Annotated in this window: 18 protein-coding genes; 7 read left to right on the top strand and 11 right to left on the bottom strand. The window is 64.3% G+C overall.

All coding sequences use genetic code 11. The annotated features are described in order from the left end of the window. Positions 1 to 2 precede the first annotated feature (2 nt). Genes AC1MCA_RS14795 through AC1MCA_RS14785 form a run of 3 tightly spaced genes read right to left on the bottom strand, consistent with a single transcriptional unit; the run spans position 3 to position 3258 of the window. Positions 3 to 1541 (bottom strand): sugar ABC transporter ATP-binding protein, encoded by a 1539-nt coding sequence (locus AC1MCA_RS14795; protein ID WP_479798635.1) that lies wholly within the window; start codon positions 1539 to 1541, stop codon positions 3 to 5. Further along, positions 1538 to 2188 (bottom strand): DUF2291 family protein, encoded by a 651-nt coding sequence (locus tag AC1MCA_RS14790; RefSeq protein WP_479798633.1) that lies wholly within the window; start codon positions 2186 to 2188, stop codon positions 1538 to 1540. Before AC1MCA_RS14790 ends, AC1MCA_RS14795 begins: the two co-directional genes overlap by 4 nt. Positions 2189 to 2241: 53 nt before the next feature. Then, on the bottom strand, positions 2242 to 3258 hold the full coding sequence (locus AC1MCA_RS14785; RefSeq protein ID WP_479798631.1) for a zinc-dependent alcohol dehydrogenase family protein: 1017 nt from the start codon (positions 3256 to 3258) through the stop codon (positions 2242 to 2244). 212 nt (positions 3259 to 3470) lie between these two features. On the opposite strand from AC1MCA_RS14785, the gene AC1MCA_RS14780 reads away from it, so the two are divergent. Then, positions 3471 to 4412, top strand: coding sequence for a ribokinase (locus AC1MCA_RS14780; protein WP_479798629.1), 942 nt, complete (start codon positions 3471 to 3473; stop codon positions 4410 to 4412). After that, positions 4409 to 4792 carry a D-ribose pyranase gene (rbsD, locus tag AC1MCA_RS14775; protein WP_479798626.1) on the top strand — a complete coding sequence of 128 codons (384 nt, stop codon included), beginning with the start codon at positions 4409 to 4411 and terminating at the stop codon, positions 4790 to 4792. The genes AC1MCA_RS14780 and rbsD overlap by 4 nt, the downstream gene beginning before the upstream one ends. 60 nt (positions 4793 to 4852) lie before the next feature. Here the strand turns inward: rbsD and AC1MCA_RS14770 are convergent, their stop codons facing one another. From AC1MCA_RS14770 to AC1MCA_RS14760, 3 genes are read right to left on the bottom strand one after another with little or no spacing between them, the layout of a single operon-like run. Next, positions 4853 to 5185: an SRPBCC family protein gene (locus tag AC1MCA_RS14770; protein WP_479798624.1), complete on the bottom strand. Its 333-nt coding sequence runs from the start codon at positions 5183 to 5185 to the stop codon at positions 4853 to 4855. Continuing rightward, positions 5178 to 6578 carry a phenylacetate--CoA ligase family protein gene (locus tag AC1MCA_RS14765; protein WP_479798621.1) on the bottom strand — a complete coding sequence of 467 codons (1401 nt, stop codon included), beginning with the start codon at positions 6576 to 6578 and terminating at the stop codon, positions 5178 to 5180. Before AC1MCA_RS14765 ends, AC1MCA_RS14770 begins: the two co-directional genes overlap by 8 nt. 42 nt (positions 6579 to 6620) lie before the next feature. After that, positions 6621 to 6893, bottom strand: coding sequence for an SHOCT domain-containing protein (locus AC1MCA_RS14760; RefSeq protein ID WP_479798618.1), 273 nt, complete (start codon positions 6891 to 6893; stop codon positions 6621 to 6623). 202 nt (positions 6894 to 7095) lie between these two features. Here AC1MCA_RS14760 and AC1MCA_RS14755 point away from each other — a divergent pair, with 202 nt between their 5' ends. The 5 genes from AC1MCA_RS14755 (at position 7096) to AC1MCA_RS14735 (ending at position 10444) form a co-directional block, all read left to right on the top strand. Continuing rightward, positions 7096 to 7308 carry a hypothetical protein gene (locus AC1MCA_RS14755; RefSeq protein WP_479798616.1) on the top strand — a complete coding sequence of 71 codons (213 nt, stop codon included), beginning with the start codon at positions 7096 to 7098 and terminating at the stop codon, positions 7306 to 7308. 38 nt (positions 7309 to 7346) lie between these two features. Further along, the gene (locus AC1MCA_RS14750) at positions 7347 to 8081 is read left to right on the top strand and encodes a GAF and ANTAR domain-containing protein (protein ID WP_479798614.1); all 735 of its coding nucleotides are present in this window, start codon (positions 7347 to 7349) and stop codon (positions 8079 to 8081) included. Between the two features lie 26 nt (positions 8082 to 8107). After that, entirely contained in the window at positions 8108 to 8488 is a 381-nt protein-coding gene (locus tag AC1MCA_RS14745) for a VOC family protein (RefSeq protein ID WP_479798611.1), read from the top strand. A 378-nt stretch (positions 8489 to 8866) separates the two neighbouring features. Beyond that, positions 8867 to 9658, top strand: a complete 792-nt coding sequence (locus AC1MCA_RS14740) for an ANTAR domain-containing protein (protein ID WP_479798609.1) — start codon at positions 8867 to 8869, stop codon at positions 9656 to 9658. Between the two features lie 312 nt (positions 9659 to 9970). Beyond that, positions 9971 to 10444: a hypothetical protein gene (locus AC1MCA_RS14735; RefSeq protein ID WP_479798608.1), complete on the top strand. Its 474-nt coding sequence runs from the start codon at positions 9971 to 9973 to the stop codon at positions 10442 to 10444. A 65-nt stretch (positions 10445 to 10509) separates the two neighbouring features. Here the strand turns inward: AC1MCA_RS14735 and purU are convergent, their stop codons facing one another. From purU to AC1MCA_RS14710, 5 genes are read right to left on the bottom strand one after another with little or no spacing between them, the layout of a single operon-like run. Beyond that, positions 10510 to 11364, bottom strand: a complete 855-nt coding sequence (purU, locus tag AC1MCA_RS14730; protein ID WP_479798606.1) for a formyltetrahydrofolate deformylase — start codon at positions 11362 to 11364, stop codon at positions 10510 to 10512. A gap of 3 nt (positions 11365 to 11367) precedes the next feature. Beyond that, positions 11368 to 12864, bottom strand: coding sequence for a D-serine/D-alanine/glycine transporter (cycA, locus tag AC1MCA_RS14725; protein ID WP_479803411.1), 1497 nt, complete (start codon positions 12862 to 12864; stop codon positions 11368 to 11370). Continuing rightward, a complete protein-coding gene (locus AC1MCA_RS14720) occupies positions 12840 to 13676 on the bottom strand; it encodes a methylenetetrahydrofolate reductase (RefSeq protein WP_479798604.1) in 837 nt (278 codons plus the stop codon). Before AC1MCA_RS14720 ends, cycA begins: the two co-directional genes overlap by 25 nt. A gap of 36 nt (positions 13677 to 13712) precedes the next feature. Continuing rightward, a complete protein-coding gene (gene lipA / locus AC1MCA_RS14715) occupies positions 13713 to 14723 on the bottom strand; it encodes a lipoyl synthase (RefSeq protein WP_479798601.1) in 1011 nt (336 codons plus the stop codon). Between the two features lie 25 nt (positions 14724 to 14748). Continuing rightward, positions 14749 to 16158: an L-serine ammonia-lyase gene (locus AC1MCA_RS14710; RefSeq protein WP_479798599.1), complete on the bottom strand. Its 1410-nt coding sequence runs from the start codon at positions 16156 to 16158 to the stop codon at positions 14749 to 14751. Positions 16159 to 16269 lie beyond the last annotated feature (111 nt).

The following is a 16269-nucleotide window of genomic DNA, read 5'->3' as shown; positions in this document are numbered from 1 at the left end:
GTCTAATGTCCGTTCGTGGTCGATGCAATGGCGGATTCACCGGAGGCCGCCATGATTTGCTCTTTAGTGGTGGTGGAGGCGTCGAATTCGGCAGAGATCCTGCCCTTGCTCATGACAATGACCCTGTGGGCGATGCTCAGGCATTCACCCACCTCGGATGTTGAGTAGAGGACTGCCAGGCCCTTCTCCGCCAGTTCCGACAACAGGCCGAAGACCTCCGCCTTTGCCCCAACGTCGATCCCCCGGCTTGGCTCATCGAGCAGGATGACCTTGGGATTGGTGGCCAGCATCTTGGCGATGACCACCTTTTGCTGATTGCCGCCGCTCAGGGACCCGATGGCCGCGCCCGGACCTGCAGTTTTGACCCTGACGTCCTGGATTCCCTGCTTGACGAGCTTGTTTTCATCGGTGTTGGAGAGGAATCCCCGCTTGATGAACGAGCCGAGGCTGGCGAGGGAAAGATTCCGTCCCACCGTCATGGTCTGGACCAGTCCGTCCCGCTGCCGGTCCTCCGGGACCAGGCTCAGGCCCTCCTCGATCCGTTCGGCGATGGTGAGGTTCGCAAGATCTTTGCCCTGGACCCTGACCTGCCCGCCGATCAGCGGAACCCGTCCTGCCGCTGCTTCAAGCATCTCTGTGCGCCCGGCGCCCATGAGCCCGTAGATGCAGACGATCTCGCCCGCGTGAACGGTGAGCGAAACACCACTGACCGCGAGCCGCCCGGGGTTGGAGGGATCGGCTACCTTGACGTCGTCGATTTCCAGGGCCGCGTCAGTGAAGTCAGTCCTGGCGGGAGGCTGACCCAGATCGAAGTTGCGCCCCACCATGTTGCCCACGATCCAGTCGAGATCGACGTTTTTGGTCTCCTCGTGGGCAACGATCAGCCCGTCCCGGAGGACGGTGGCGTAATCGGAGATCTCGATTGCCTCTTCGAGGTGGTGCGAGATGTACACGATCGAGACACCGGCCGCGGTGAGGTCGCGGATGACCTTGAACAGGACTTCCACTTCACTGGCGCTGAGTGCGGAGGTGGGCTCGTCCATGATGAGGATATTGGCGTTGACGGATATTGCCCGGGCGATTTCAACGATCTGCTGCTGCCCGAGGCGGAGATCCGCGACGAGGGTGTCCGGATCGATCTGCTCCTCGAGCCGCACCATCAGCTCCTGGACATTTTTTCGTTCGGTGGCGTAATCAACTCCGCCGGCCCGGCCTGTGATCTCCCGGCCCATGTAGATGTTGTCCCGCACGCTCAGGTTCGGGCACAGGCTCAGTTCCTGGTGGATGATCGAGATGCCCTGATCGCGGGCTTCGACGGTATCCGCGAACTGGACCGGCTGCCCCCGGAGTTCCAGGCTGCCCGAGGTGGGCGCCTCGATACCGGAAAGGATCTTCATCAGGGTGGATTTGCCGGCGCCGTTTTCGCCGAAGAGGGCTGTGACTTTCCCTTCCACAACCTCGAAATCGACACCTTTGAGGGCCTGGGTTCCGCCGTAGCGCTTGGCCACGTTGGTGGCCCGGAGGATCACGTTGCCGCTCATGGGGTCACCTCGATCTTGACCGGGGTGATGATGTAGGCGGCGGGGTTGATGGGCTGGAACGCACCGGTCACCGCGACCGTCTTGCCTGCCAGACTGGCCTTGTCCACCGGGTCCAGGACGAGTTTCTTGACCTGTTTGTTCAGTTCGGCGCCGACGTTCTGATATTCAATCTGGTTCTTGAACTGCGCAAAGTCGACCTTTCCGGTGGCATCACGGATGGCGGTGCCGTTAACGGCCGGGCCCATCTGGACGAAGACCTTGACCTCCGCCGGCACTCCTTCGACCTGGACCGGAAGGAGACCGTTGGCGTCGGGTTGGCCGGCTACTCCGGTCAGCTTGACCGAATAGACGGCCGGGGAAGACCCGGAAACCACACCGAATTCCTTGGCCGCGGCGGCCGGATCCGCGCTCAGTGCCTTGCTCACCACGGCGATGTCCTCAGCCCGGGACTCGATGTCCGGCGCAATTTCACTTTCGTACTTCTGCTCGGCAAACTGCTGCGGGCTGAATTTACCGGCTGCTGCGCCGGTGCTGTCTGAGGTGGAAACGATCTTGGTGCTGACGAACATCAGGATAATCAGGACCAATGCTGCGCCACCGAAGATCAGCCGGCCGCGCTTCTTTGCTGGTGCTTTGCGAGAGCTCATGGGTACAGACTTTGCTTTCTCGGCCTCGTGGGTGAGGTTGGTGGGTGCTTCCATCAGAGGACTTGGGACGTTGCGTCGTTGGGCCGGATCTGCAGCTTCCGGCCGGTTCCCTTGCGGAACTTGTCCAGGGCCTCGCTGTAGTCATCGAGGCTGAACGAATGACTGATCATGGGAACGCTCTTGATGGCGCCGGCCTCGAACATTTCCACCGCGCGGCCAAAGGTATTCAGCACCGCCATGGTGCCCACAATGCTGATTTCGTCGCGGTACACGCGGAACGGCGAGTAGCCGGCCTTGGCTTCCACCGGAGCCACGCCGAAATGCTGGAAGGTGCCGCCTGCCTTGACGCGGGGCAAGCCGTCTTCGATGGCGCGGATGACGCCGGTGCAGTCGATCACCACGTCCCACAGATCGCGGTCAGCCTCATCGGCTGATGCATGGACATTTTCGATGCCGACTTCGCGGGCGGCCTGGAGACGGCCTTCGTTCAGGTCGACGATGGTGACGCTGGCCGCGCCGGCCCGGGGTGCGAGTTGTGCCATCAGCAATCCCATGGTGCCGGCTCCGTAGACGAGGTAGTGCTCGCCCATCTTCCGGGGAAGGATGTCATAGCCGCGGATCGCACAGGCAAGCGGTTCGATGAGGGCCGCCTGGTAGAGGTCCGTTTCCGGCTTCAACTTGAAAACGTTGCTCACCGGCGCTTTCAGGAACTGCGCTGCGGCGCCATCGCTGGCAACAACACCCAGGCCGTTCCAGTTGCGGCACAGGTTTCCGCGGCCCGTGAGGCAGTACTCGCATTCGCCGCAGGTGGTGCTCGGATTGATCGCCACACGGTCACCGACGGCGAGGTTGGTGACTCCCTCGCCGAGGGCGGTCACGGTACCGGAGGCTTCATGGCCCGGGACGAGGGGGAACACGGTTCCCTCAAACTCGCCATCCAGGACATGGGTGTCGGTGCCGCAAATTCCTACTGCGGCAACTTCAATAACTACTTCCTTTGGCCCCGGTACGGGGTCCGGCACTTCACGGAGCCCGAGTTTTCCTGGACCTTCAAAGACTATTGCGCGCATCTACCTTGACGCTCCTGTTTCCTAGGACGCACCGGCTCGGCTTTGATTCGGTGCTCTTGCTGTTTCCGCCCGGTGATATGGGAGAAACTGTGTGGTCAGCATGTTAGAACTATGTGATCTTGGGGCTGAACCGTGTTACAAATAAACGTAGCTGTGAGATATAACACTGTCAACACCACAGGCGCAGTCCGTTTCAACAGGGAGTGAATTCGATGAAGTCAGAGGAAAAAGGCGCGACGCCGAAGCAGCACGTCGCGGTGGTCGGCTCGATTAACGTGGACTACCTGGCGATCGTCGACAGGCTGCCGGCTCCGGGTGAGACCGTCGCCGGACGGGAGTCCCACGTTGTACCGGGAGGCAAGGGGGCGAACCAGGCGGTGGCGGCCGCCCGCCTGGGGGCCGACGTCGTCCTCATCGGTTCAGTGGGGCAGGACCCCAATGCTGCCCTGGCCTTGCAGCTGCTCGGGGACGCAGGTGTGGATGTCTCCGGCATCGGCGCTGCCGAGGGAGCCACCGGCACGGCCTTTGTGACGGTTGATTCCAACGGTGAGAACACCATTGTGGTCATCCCGGGAGCGAACGCGGTCACTGACAGAGACGTCATCCTTGGGCATCGGGATGCCATAGCCGATGCCCAAATACTCGTGGTTCAGGGAGAGATCCCGCGGAGCGGTACTGAGGCGGCGGTGGCCCTCGCGGCGGGAAGGGTAATCCTGAATCTCGCACCCGTGATCGACGTATCCCTGGAAACACTCAGGGCTGCCGACCCGTTGGTGGTCAACGAACATGAAGCCGCGCTGGTCCTTGAGCAGTTGAACCCAAGCCGCCCCGTGCCGGCTGACCATGCCGAACTGCTGTCCGCACTGGCCGCCGCCGGTCCCCGCTCGGTGATCATGACCAGGGGATCCCTGGGTGCCATGTTCACAGCGGACGGGAAAGTGGAGTCAGTTCCTGCCCCGAGGGTGGACGTGGTGGACACCACCGGCGCCGGTGACGCTTTTGTGGGCGCACTTGCGGCCGGCCTGGCAGCGGGGCACCCCATGCGTGAGTCCGTCGAGTTTGCTTCGCGGGTGGGTGCGTATTCGGTCCAACGGTCCGGAACCCAAGCGTCTTACCCCACTGCAGCCGACGCACTTCCGGAGGTGGCCCGGTGAAGAAAAACGGCATTCTCAACGCTTCGCTCAATGCCCATATTTCGAGGCTAGGCCATGGGGATCTCGTAGTGGTTGCTGACTGCGGCCTGCCCATCCCCCTGGGCACCCCTACGGTGGACCTGGCATTGATTTTTGGCGTGCCCAGATTTACTGAGGTGCTCGATGCGCTGTGTGAGGATGTGGTGTTCGAAGGCTGCGTTGCCGCCTCCGAAGCCATTGGCGAAACAGCGGGTGATTGGATAGCCGAGAGATTCGCTGGTGTGGATTACGTTTCGCATGACGAACTCAAGAAGCTGGTCGCATCAGCCAAGGTGGTGGTCCGCTCCGGAGAAGCGACACCCTATGCCAACATCATCCTGCGCTGCGGAGTCCCTTTCTGACTGGGCGTTGCGAAGGGGGTCCGTTCAAGATGGTCCATCACGCAAGGGCGCCAGCACCCGCTATCCCTTCGCGAGCGAGGCCTTCTCGGTGGCCGCAAGCATGTCCGTGAACGTGGCCGTCAGCATCCTGTCGATCAGCGGGCCCGTAACCCGGCCGAGCGGGCCGCCGCGGGGCACATAACGGTAGCCGAACCTCACCAGCGTCCCGCCGCCGTCGGGCTCGAGAGTGAGCGTGGACTCGGCCCGACTGAACGGCACCAAAGCACTCGATGCTTTCGTGGCCCTGAGGCCGTTCCAGTGGGTCGCAAGATTCGGGAAGTCTGCGTAGAGGGCCCATACCGACACCGGGGACGCAGCCATGCGGCGCTGCACTTTCAGATGACGTTCAGGCATGAGGACTCCTAGTCTCGTGCTGGCTGGTGATGAACGGCTGGCGCGTCAAACCGCGCACAAACGGGGCTTTGCCGAGGGGTGTCCGTTCCAGGTGGTCCACCACGTGCACGTCCACCGCGGTCCGCTCCACGCCTGCCCCGGTGAGGGCTTCCGCGACTGAAGCGCGTACCTCCTCCAGCGACCTTCCCGGCGCGAGGCCTACAAGGAGGACCCTCAGTCCGGCTGGTTCCTGGATGATCTGCCATCCTTCGCGGGCAGCCTCGTCCAGAACGTGGTGGAACGCTATCGGGTGGATATCCACGCGGCCCGTTTTCCCCGGCAGGTGCAGGACGTCCTCGAGCCGGCCTTCGATGTCCTCCAGAATGCTGAAGGACCGTCCGCAGGGGCAGCCCCGCCCGCCCAGCCGCACAGAGTCGGACATTTCATAGCGGATCAGCGGCAGGGTACGCGAAAACAGGACCGTGACCAAGAGCTTTGCCCCGGTGGTGCCCGGCGGCACAGCGTTCCCGTCCTGGTCCACGGGTTCGACGATCAGCAGGTCCTCATAGACATGGCGGTTCCCGTACGTACAGGGGGAGGCGATCCCGGCCGTTTCGGTCGCCGCGTACACGTCGATGGGCGCACTCCCCCAGGCCGCCTCGAGTTCCGCGGCGGTGTGCGGGGTCAGTACTTCGGACGCGGACATCACACCCTGCGGGGAGATGTGAAGCCGCCCGGAGTACTGCTCTGCGGCAAGGGGTTTCAGGGCCGAGGCGTAACCCACCAGGATCCTGGGCTGGAAACGGTTCAGCGCGGCCACGGTCTCCTCCACGGGCGCGGTGACATCCAGGCGGAGGCTGGGAACAAGCCGTGAGCGCAGCGATGCTCCGACAACGGCGGACTGGTGCGTGGGGACGCGGGAACTGACCAGCGCCACCTTCAGGGGGTGCGTTGGCCCCGCCGCAATCCCGGCCCAGTCGTTCGCCCGGGCATAGGAGGCCATCACGGTCCCCCACTCGGAGCGGTTCCAGACGAAGGTCCCGCGCCGGCCAGTGGTGCCTGACGTCGCCGCGGCCCACCACCGGCCCTTCCACGGCAGCCCCGGGTCTCCCCCGCTCTCAACCAGGTCCTGCAGGTGCTCCTCCAGGTCCGCGAGCCGCAGGTCCGGTGTGGTGACTGCCTCGTCGAAGTGGTCCATCAGGTCCGCTTTGGTCACCGGCGGCAGCTGGTCCAGGGGTGCCCCGTGCAGCCCGGCGTGATGGCGGCGGTAGAACTCCGACCCGGCATAGGCTGCCCGGCGCAGCTCCCTCAGCGCCTGGCCCTGGTGTTCAGCGATGCGGGCGGCATCCCAGTGGTCCCGCTGGCGCCACGCGGCCCGCAGGAACAGCACCCGGGAGATCAGGCGGAGGTCCATGGCAAGAGGCCTAGCGGTTGCCGGCGGGGATCATGGGACCGCTCACGTCCCGCGGCCCCGCCGGAGCGTGGCGAGGCGTGCGGTGTACTCTGTCTCATCTATTTCACCGCGGGCAAAACGTTCGGCGAGGAGATCCTCCGCAAAGCGGGGGCGGGATCCGCCCCCATCCCCGTCATAGCGGCGGTTTCCTGCCCCCACGGACCGGGCCAACAGAACCAGGCCAACAATGACGGCACCCCAGAACAACACAAAACTCACCCACATCAGGACATAACCCCAGCCGCCCATATACCCGTCCCCGCCCCAGAACATCATGGCTGCTTCCCTCCCGCGAGCAGGGACGCACAGGTCCCTGGGCCAACTCTCGTCCCGACGGGCTTCCGGCGGCAGAGTCTTTGGACCCGCGGGGGCAGCCTCGAATTCTGGCCTGACACGGAAAAATCACCGTCCGGAAACACCCCGGCAACCTTCCGGGGGCATGCTGTGACTACGGGGACATCACAGCAGGGGGCACAGCATGAGCACACAGCAGGCACAAAAGGTAAAACTCCAGCCGGGCGATTACATCGAGGCGTGGCACAACGGCAAGCTCTTCCACCACGGCCGGGTGACCGACGTCGTACGTTCACTGGAACTGATCTGGATCAGGGACGCACGTACCGGCATGCGCAAGCTGCTGGACCCCGAGGCCCTGGTAATCGTGGTGACCGAGGATCCCGGCGGCCGTTGAAGGTGATGGCAGTGCCGGGCAAGGCCTAGAATTTGGGCATGACTTCAACGCCTGAGCATGAGCTGCTCCGTGAGCTGCAAAACCTGATCATCGGCGCGGACTCCGTGGCGGCCTTCCTTGGCGGGCTCTCCGTGATCGCGGCCTCAGCCATCAGCCGCTCCGCCGGCGCAGACATAGAGTGCGGAGTCACGCTCCAACACGGGAAGAAGACCGCCACGGTGGGCGGCAGCAGTCCGCGGGCCATCCATCTGGACAAGATCGAACAGCGGGTGGGCGACGGGCCATGCGTCCTGGCGTTGAAGGTGAAAAAGCCCGTCCTGATGGCCGACGCCCGCACCGACCCGCGCTGGCCCGGCTACCAGAGGTTCCTGCTCGAGGAGGGCTGCCTGAGCGTCCTCGGCGTGCCCATGGAACTCAACGAGGACGCCAGCGCTGCCCTGAACTTCTTCGCCCCCGCCGTTGACATGTTCAGCGAGGAGACCATCCGGGAGGCTGACCGCTTCGCGGAGATCGCCGGCGGGGCGGTCCGCCTCGCCGTCAGGATCGGCACCGCTGAAAGCGCCGCGGACAACCTGGCCGCAGCGATGACCAGCCGCACGGCCATTAACCTCGCCTGCGGCATCATCATGGGCCAGAACCGCTGCAGCCAGGCCGACGCCATGGGCATCCTGATGAAGGTCTCCAGCCACCGGAACCAGAAGCTCCGGGATGTTGCCGAGGAGATCGTCCTGAAGGTTTCGGGCGAGGAACCCGCCACCTATTTCGACAAATAGCCGCAGCCGTCCCGTAGGGTGGCCGCATGGAACTCCGACTCGAAGTGGTGCAGGTGCCCGTATCCGATGTGGACCGGGCCAAGGCCTTCTATACTGACCAGCTCGGCTTCGTGCTCGATCACGACGTCGAACACATCCCCGGAATGCGCGTTGTCCAGCTGACGCCGCCGGGATCCGCTGCGTCCGTTGTCATCGGCACCGGCATGAACACCATGGTGCCGGGCAGCCTTGAGGGCCTCCAGCTGACGGTCCCCAACATGGCTGAGGCGCGTGACGAACTGCTGGGCCGCGGCGCCCCGATCAGCGAGGTACAGGACCTCGGCGGCTTCCTGTTTGCCCACTTCAGCGACCCGGACGGCAACCGCTGGGTCATCCAGCAGATTCCGCCGAAGGGCTCCTCCGAATGAGGGGCCGGTGGCGGCTGGGGGTGGGATCACGCGGTCTCAGGTCGTGCTCCCTCGTCACCGGCCCCGGTCTCCGCATCCCCGGCCCAGCCCGGGGAGCCGGGGCTAAAACCCCGAAGCCTTCAGCCCCGGCCCAGGGCCGTTGCTGTTGATCAAGCGTAAACGAGCAGCAAGACATCTTTCCCGAGTAGTGGGTACCTGATTCCGCAAGCAGGGCTACCTGCCTGTGATGGTCACAGTCCCGGCAGTGACGGGATCGGCTTCGGTTTGGCCCTGAGTATTGACGGATGTCATGGCCGTAAAAAAACGAGTACTTACTACCCGGGTGCCCTCTTGACGGCGTTCATACAATGAATGGATACCGACTCTGGGGGTTGGATCATGCAAACTGAAGCTCAGTTCGATGTGCGGGACACAGGCGTCCTGTTGAACATCCGCGGGCACTCCGAAGCAGCCTTGGCGCGCTCGATTGCCGGGACCGCCGCCTCGGTGGCCAGCGACATTTGCGGCTCACCCGTGGAGAGCACCGTGACGCTGCTGCGGCCAGAAACCGCACCCTGCACTGCGGCAACGCACGACGGCGCCGGCGGACTGTCGCGCTGGGAACAGCACACCGGGCGGGGCCCCACAGCCCGGGCATTGAACGGGGATCTGTCCATCATCCTCAACGATCACGGCCTGGACGAACGCTGGCCGGGGTACGTGGCGGGCCTCAGGACTGCCGGCTACCATTCGGCCATGGCCATCCCGCTCCAGCTGAAGCGCGGCTACCGCGCCGCACTGACGCTCTATGCCGCGCAAGCGAACGTGTTCGCCCCGGCGGCCACCCCCCACATCCTGTCCTTCTCCGACGTTGCAGCCAAGAGCCTCACGCTCTCACTCCAGGTCAGGGCGGACCTGGTGCTCGCTGCGGAACTCCGCACTGAATTGGCCAGCCGCACCGAGATCGACACCGCCTGCGGCGTCGTCATGGGCCAGAACCAGTGCTCCTACGAGGAAGCGCTGCTGGCCCTCACCGAGGCCGCGGCAAACAAGGACCTGGCTGTCCGCGAGGTTGCGCGGACTATCATACTTTCACTGGCCGGCGGGGCGCCGGCTACGGGCAATGCCGTGGCAACGCATGCAGATGCGTCCACGCACCTTGTGGGGCCCGCAGTGATGCAGGACGCCTGAGGCAGGGGCTGGGACCTGGCCGAAGGCACAACAGCAGCGGGCGCCGTTAAGACGGCGCCCGCTGCTTCGTGTTAAAGCTGTCGTCCCGTGGGTGGATGTGGAAAACTCTTGGGTCGCCGAGGTCTTCCCAGGCAGTATCCGGATGAATATGCTTGGGCCATTGCCGCTTCTCATCCGGCACATTCGAGCGGCTCCTTTTCTTCCAGCCGCAGTCAGGGCTGCTGCCCGGTAAACAAGAGCAAGGCGAACGGTCTCCCCCATCATGTCGTGGTGGTGCGCCAAAACAAGGCACGACTTTGTCAGGAGACCACCATGAAACGCTGGCTTATCGCGATTGCCCTCGTACTCGGATTCATCGTTGCCGGCCCAGGCGCTGCCGCCCAGGCGGCGCCGCCGGTGTCCGGCGACGGAATAACATTGACGCTTCGCTGCGATGTCGAAAAGGGAAGCTGGTTCGACGTTGAGGCCACACTGAGCGGCAAGTTAGGAGAGATCGTATTATCCGACGGGACGATCCTCAAAAGCACGTCCCCGGGACTGAAGATTACCTTGACTGCCAACGGCAAGACGCTGGACTACGTCATCACAGGAGTGACAACGTACACCTTCCTGGAGGACAGGATCGAGGCTGTCTCCACCGGGCTGAACCTCCTCATTATTCCCAAACCTGCGGGGCTCTTCCTGACCACAGGCAACGTGAATTACGCTCTCACCTTGAAGGGCAAGGAACTGCGGACCTTCTCAGGTACCGGAACAGTAACCGACGTCTGCGCACTCCTGGCCTAAGGTACCTCTCGCCTCAACACGAACGCCCCGCCACGGTAGAGTGACGGGGCGCTTGTGCAGATGTGTCAGCGCAGAATGACTGTCCTGCCGCCGTCGAGCATTACCCTGCCCTCGCAGTGCCACCGCACCGCGTTGCTCAGCGCCTTGCACTCGGCGTCCCGGCCCACCCGCACCAGATCCTCGGCGGTATGCGTGTGGTCCACCTCGATGACCTGCTGGGCGATGATGGGTCCCTCATCCAGCTCGGCGTTAACGTAGTGGGCCGTGGCGCCCACGGTTTTCACGCCGCGGTCATACGCCTGGTGGTACGGCTTCGCGCCCTTGAAGCTGGGCAGGAATGAGTGGTGGATGTTGATGGTTTTGCCCGTCAGCTTCGCCGACAGCTCATCGCTGAGGACCTGCATGTAGCGCGCCAGGACCACCAGCTCGACGTCGAACTGGTCCACCAGCTCCAGCAGCCGCGCCTCCTGCGCCGGCTTGGTCTCCTGGGTGACGGGCAGGTGGAAGAACGGGATGTTGTGCCACCTGACCAGGTCCTCGTGGTCCGTGTGGTTGGAGACCACGGCCACGATCTCCACCGGAAGATCACCCGTGCGGGCCCGGAACAGCAGATCGTTGAGGCAGTGCCCGAATTTGGACACCATCACCAGGACCCGGCGCTTGCGGCCATGCGGCTCCAGCTGCCAGTTCATGGCCCAGGTCCCGGCCAGCGGCGCGAAGTCCCTCCGCAGCCCCTCGGTGCTGAACTCCTTGGCCCCGGACGCGAAGTGGATGCGCATAAAGAACTGCTGGGCCTGGCGGTCGCCGAAGTGCTGGGTGTCGATGATGTCGCAGTCGTGGTCCAGCAGGTATCCGGTCACCGCATGGACGATGCCCGGGGACTCTTTGCAGCTGACCGTCAGGACGTGTTCGGTGGTCATGTCCTAGCTCTCCCGCAGGGCTTTCTCGTGGGCAACGGCCCTCTCCTCGGCAACGACCTTCTCGCCGGCGAGGTCCTGCTGGAACTCGGCGTAGCGGGCCAGGTGGGACGGGCGGCGGCGGATGATGAGCCAGGCGATGCCGAGGATGACGAACCAGACCGGGGTGACCAGAAGTGCTGTCAGGGTGTCCGGCTGCGTGGTCAGGGCCCAGAGCACGAAGGCGAAGAACGCGAACACCAGCCAGACCATGGGGATGCCGCCGGGCATCTTGAACTTGGAGGACTCGTGCAGGTGCGGGCGGCGGCTCCGGAACTTGAGGTAGCTGGCCAGGATGATGGACCAGACGAAGACGAAGCAGACGGCGGCCACGGTGGTGACCATGTCGAAGGCCTTGGCGATGTCCGAGCCCGCGTACATGAGCACCACGCCGGAGAGCAGCAGGATGCAGGAGAGGAACAGCGCGTTCTGCGGGACCTTGCGGCTGGACAGGCGGCTGAACATGGTGGGGGCGTCGCCTTCCTGGGCCAGGCCGTAGACCATGCGTGAGGTGGAGTAGATCCCGGAGTTGGCCGAGGACATGGCCGAGCTGAGTACCACCAGGTTCACCACGGTTGCGGCGGCGCCGAGGCCGGCCAGGGAGAACATGGCGATGAACGGGCTGTGGCCGGCCTGGAACTGGGTCCACGGGGTGACGGACATCAGGATGATCAGGGCGCCCACGTAGAAGAGCAGCACGCGGATGGGGATGGAGTTGATGGCCTTGGGCAGGTTCTTCTCCGGGTCCTTGGCCTCGGCGGCGGTGGTGCCCACCAGTTCGATGCCCACAAACGCGAACACGGCGATCTGGAAGCCGGCCACAAAACCCATGAATTCATTCGGGAAGAATCCGCCGTGGCTCCACAGGTTCGTGAAGGTGGCAGGGCCGGCGTCGGACTGGAAACCGCTGAAGATCATGAACAGGCCCACGATGATCAGCGCCGCGATGGCGATGATCTTGATCAGCGCGAACCAGAACTCGGTCTCACCGAACGCCCGCACCGTGGCGAGGTTCAGGACCAGGAGGATGATCACGGTGGCGATGCCCGGGATCCACAACGGCACACCCGGCCACAGTTCCTCGGAGTAGGCGGCGATGGCGATGACGTCCGCGATGCCGGTGATCACCCAGCAGAACCAGTAGGTCCAGCCGGTGAAGAATCCGGCCCAGGGGCCCAGCAGGTCAGCGGCGAAATCGCTGAAGGACTTGTAGTGCAGGTTGGACAGGAGCAGTTCGCCCATGGCCCGCATGACGAAGAACAGCATGAAGCCGATGATCATGTAGACGAAGATGACGGACGGGCCGGCCGCGGAAATGGTTTTGCCGGATCCCATGAAAAGGCCGGTGCCGATTGCGCCGCCAATGGCGATCAGCTGGATATGGCGGTTGCTCAGTTGCCGTTCGAGATGGGGCGTCTCGGCGGTGGTGGTTTTACTGCTCACGTGCTTGCTCCTCGGGTTAATGCTGACTGGAGTGCTGCGGGGGAAGACGCGGGGCCCACTTCATCGGGGACCGCATCGAGGTTGTTGAAGCTGTAAAGGTGGATGCCGGCAATGTTGCCGGTCTGGGGATCATTGTTTTCAAGCTCGGCCACCAGGCCGGCGGGCGAATAGCGGTCGCCGCTGAGCAGCTTGCGCGCCAGCGGGCCTTTCCTGCTGAGGAACTTCAGGGAACTTCCGACGCCGATCTGCGTGGCCAGCGAGACCAGCTTGGTCCGCGGGACGGACCCCGCCACGCCCGCCCAAACGGGCAGCGTGACGCCTTCACGGCGCAAAAGCGCCGCGTAGTCGTTAATTTTGGGCGCGGCGAAGCACATCTGGGTGACGATGGACGTGGCCAGGTGCTGCTTGGCCAGCAGCGCATCGAGCAGGTCCAGGGGCAGCACCTTCGGGTGCCCCTCCGGGTAACCTGCGATCCCGGCGCGCATCCGGCCGCCGGTGTACTGCGCGATGTCCTCGAGCAGCGGCAGGGCCTCTTCGTAGGAACCGACCGGCTGCTTCCGGTCGCCGCCGATCACGAACACCTCACGGATGCCGGCGGCATCGCATTCGCGCATGATCCGTGTCATCTCGGCGCGGTCATGGATGCCGCGCGCAGCCAGGTGCGGGATGACGGTGTAGCCGAGGCCGCCCAGCTCCACCGCCTTCCTCACGGTCCGCTCGATGCCGTGGTGGGGCAGGCACGTCACGGTGAGCGTGGTGGTCAGCGGAACATGGGCGCGGACCTGCTCAACGATCCCCGCGGACGGGACGATTTCGATTCTCGTAGGGAACATCTTTGGTCCTTTCTGGATATCGATGGTGGGAGCCGGTCAGCTGGCCCGGGCCGCCAGCAGTGAGCTGGCTTCCTGGCGGGTGCTGCCGGAGGACTCGATGTGGGCGAGCCCGGCCGGGATTTCCCAGCCCTTCTTCCGCATCGCGGTGGCCCAGAGCCTGCCCGCACGGTACGAGGACCGGACCAGCGGGCCACTCATCACACCGAGGAACCCGAGCTCCGTGGCCTCGTCCTGGAGGTCCACGAATTCCTGCGGCTTGACCCAGCGGTCCACCGGCAGGTGCCGCTCGGACGGGCGCAGGTACTGGGTGATGGTGATCAGGTCACACCCGGCCTCGTGCAGGTCCCGCAGGGCCTCGGAGATCTCCTCACGGGTCTCGCCCATGCCCAGGATCAGGTTGGACTTGGTCACCATCCCCAGGTCCCGGCCTTGGGTGATCACATCAAGGGACCGGTCATACCGGAACGCGGGCCGGATCCGCTTGAAAATCCGCGGGACCGTCTCGACGTTGTGCGCGAAGACCTCCGGCTTCGAATCACAGATCGCCGCGATGTGCTCGGGCTTGCCGGAGAAATCAGGGATCAACAGTTCCACGCCGGTGCCCGGGTTCAGCTCGTGGATCTTCCGGACCGTCTCGGCATACAGCCACACACCCTCATCCGCCAGGTCATCCCGGGCCACACCCGTCACCGTGGCGTAGCGCAGCTGCATCGCCTGGACGGACCGGGCCACCTTGGTGGGTTCAAACATGTCCACCGGGGAGGGCTTGCCCGTATCGATCTGGCAGAAATCACAGCGGCGGGTGCATTCGGAACCGCCGATGAGGAACGTGGCTTCCTTGTCCTCCCAGCACTCGAAGATGTTGGGGCAGCCGGCCTCCTCACACACCGTGTGCAGGCCTTCCTTCTTGACCAGGTTCTTGAGCTGGACATACTCCGGACCCATCTGGACCTTCGCCTTGATCCACTCAGGCTTCCGCTCCACGGGAACCGCAGAGTTACGCTGCTCAACCCGGAGCAGCTTGCGGCCTTCTGGTGCCAGTGTCATCAGTTCTCTTCCCTTAGCATTGCGGCTAGCATTCGACCACGTTGACGGCGAGGCCGCCCATGGCCGTTTCCTTGTACTTGGAGGACATGTCCTTGCCGGTTTCGCGCATGGTCACAATGACCTCGTCCAGCGATACCCGGTGTGTCCCGTCGCCCCAGAGGGCCATCTTTGCGGCGTTGATGGCCTTGGCGGCGGCGATCGCGTTCCGTTCGATGCACGGGACCTGGACCAGCCCGCCGATCGGATCGCATGTGAGGCCCAGGTTGTGTTCCATCGCGATTTCGGCCGCGTTTTCCACCTGTTGCGGGGTGCCGCCCATGACCTCGGCGAGTGCCCCGGCAGCCATCGACGACGCCGATCCCACCTCGCCCTGGCAGCCCACCTCGGCCCCCGAAATGGAGGCCTGTTCCTTGTACAGCACCCCGATGGCCGCTGCGGTGAGCAGGAACTTGACCACGACGTCGTCGCGGTCTTCCTGCGTTGCCTTGTCCATGCCGGGGGCGAAATGCAGCGCGTAATACAGGACCGCCGGGATGATCCCGGCCGCTCCGTTGGTGGGCGCGGTGACCACGCGGCCGCCGGACGCGTTCTCCTCGTTCACGGCCAGGGCGATCAGGTTCACCCATTCCTGCCAGTACTTGGGGTCCCGGTCCTTGTCTTCCTTTTCGAGCCGCTCATGCCAGTCGGGCGCACGACGGCGGACCTTCAGTCCCCCGGGCAGCAGACCTTCGCGCTTGAGGGAGACCTGCACGCACTCCTCCATGACGGAGTAGATGTGCAGCAGGCCTTCGCGGATCTCCTCCTCCGAGCGGGAGGCACGCTCGTTCACGAACATCACCTCACCGATGGACAGGCCCTTGGACTGGCACCGGCCCAGCAGCTCGGCGGCGGTCCGGAACGGCAGCGGCAGTTCCTTCTTGGACTCGTCAAGCTCCTTCAGCGCGGAGTCCTCTTCGCCCTCGCGGACAATGAAGCCGCCGCCCACGGAGAAGAACGTGGCCTTGTGGAGGACCTCGCCTGCCTCGTCCGTGACCGTGAACGTCATGCCGTTGGTGTGCCGCGGCAGGATGGTCAGCGGGCGCAGGATGATGTCCGTGACGCCATACGGCAGCGGCACACCCTCCCCGCCGGCGCCGGCCAGCTTAAGGATGCCGGTCTCCGCGATGGCGGCCAACCGCTCCTCCACCTCGGCCGGCAGGATCTTCTCCGGGTGGAACCCTTCCAGGCCCAGCAGGATGGCCGTCATGGTGCCGTGGCCGTGCCCGGTGGCCGCGAGCGACCCGTACAGGTCAACCCGCAGCCCGGCCACCTTCGCCAGTTGGCCGGAGCCCTTGAGCTCCTCGGCGAACACCGCAGCAGCACGCATCGGCCCCACAGTGTGCGAGCTAGACGGTCCGATCCCGATCGAAAACAGATCAAAGACACCAACGGCCATTTGAGGTTCCTTAACTAAGTAATTTTCATGATGCGGCACCGCAGTACACGGTGCTGCACGAGGTGCCGGTGGGGCTGGCATCCGGCAGCGTGCGTCAAAGCGACGAAGTGG

The sequence above is a fragment of the Arthrobacter sp. BK1 genome (genome assembly GCF_056680055.1).
The sequence above is the reverse complement of the archived record's forward strand: the minus strand, read 5'-3'. Positions and strand labels throughout refer to the sequence as shown.